At 66.1% G+C, this 460-nt stretch carries 1 protein-coding gene; it reads right to left on the minus strand.

Going from position 1 to position 460, the window contains the following annotated elements; all coding sequences use genetic code 11:
• Positions 1 to 460, minus strand: a 460-nt coding sequence (locus AB4Y34_RS41985; protein ID WP_368719322.1) for a flagellar basal body FlgE domain-containing protein, incomplete at both ends; no start/stop codon positions are given.

A 460-nucleotide genomic window follows, 5' to 3' on the forward strand; every position in this document is an offset into this window, starting at 1 on the left:
GGGTTGGTGGGCGCGCCGCCGTTGCTCGGGAACTGCAGCGTGGTGAGCGGCGTGGGCGCGGCCACGGTGCCGTTGATCGGCGTGCCGTTGGCAGTGGCAAACACGTTCCAAGTGTCGGTGGTGCTCTTCTGGAAGTAGTAGGTCAGCGCCACTTCCTGGCCCTTCGCGTCGTACGACGTGAGCGAGGTGGCGTTGTTGTAGGTGGTGGGGTCGCTGAAGTCGATCTGCGCGCCGGCAACCGGCGCCGTGGTGCCCAGGCGCGAGTCGAGGTTCATCTCGATCTCCATCTTGGTGGTGGGCGCCGGGTTGATGCCCGCGGTGGGCAGTTGCAGCGGCTTGGCGGCACCGGGCTGGATCACGCCGGCACCGTCGGCCGGGTAGCCCATCAACTGCTGCTTGTCGTTGTTGATGATCAGCCCTTCGCGATCGACCTTGAACTGGCCGTTGCGGGTGTACATCG

Source organism: Paraburkholderia sp. BR10954, assembly GCF_040965775.1.
Taxonomy (GTDB): Bacteria; Pseudomonadota; Gammaproteobacteria; order Burkholderiales; family Burkholderiaceae; genus Paraburkholderia; species Paraburkholderia youngii.